Raw genomic sequence first — 409 nt, 5'->3', positions numbered from 1 at the left:
GACTACTGGGACTGCGCTTGCGCCTGACTTTGTGCCGCCACCGCAGCCTTGTAATCGTCATCGCTGACAACCCAGGCTGTCAGCAACTGCTGATACAAGTCGAGCTGATAGCGCACCTTGAACGTCTGGCCGACCACCGAAGAAGTCGGCAGCAAACGCCCATCCAGCGACAGGATCCGCACGCCCGGGGCGAAGCGGATGTCAGCGCTGCTGCTCCCGAAGCCCAACAACAGGATGCGCACGATGCCGGTGCTGCCGGTACTCAGCGTGCCGCCGTTGGCCGAGTTGATGGTCAATTGGGCCGCCGGGGCCGTTGCCGGAATGTTGCGCAGCACTTGCGCGTGAGACAGCAGCGGCGCCGATGCCGCAGCAACGGCAGCAACAGCGAGGGCGAGGACTTGGCGTCGGG

At 64.5% G+C, this 409-nt stretch carries 1 protein-coding gene; it reads right to left on the bottom strand.

The window, feature by feature from the left end:
* Positions 1–2 precede the first annotated feature (2 nt).
* Positions 3–409 (bottom strand): hypothetical protein (locus HOV91_RS41375; protein WP_217441629.1); only part of this gene is annotated, 407 nt, incomplete at its 5' end.

Source organism: Nocardia barduliensis, from assembly GCF_013315795.1.
GTDB classification, from domain to species: domain Bacteria; phylum Actinomycetota; class Actinomycetes; order Mycobacteriales; family Mycobacteriaceae; genus Nocardia; species Nocardia barduliensis.
Note: the sequence above shows the minus strand (reverse complement) of the source record. Positions and strands in the feature narration are given on the sequence as shown.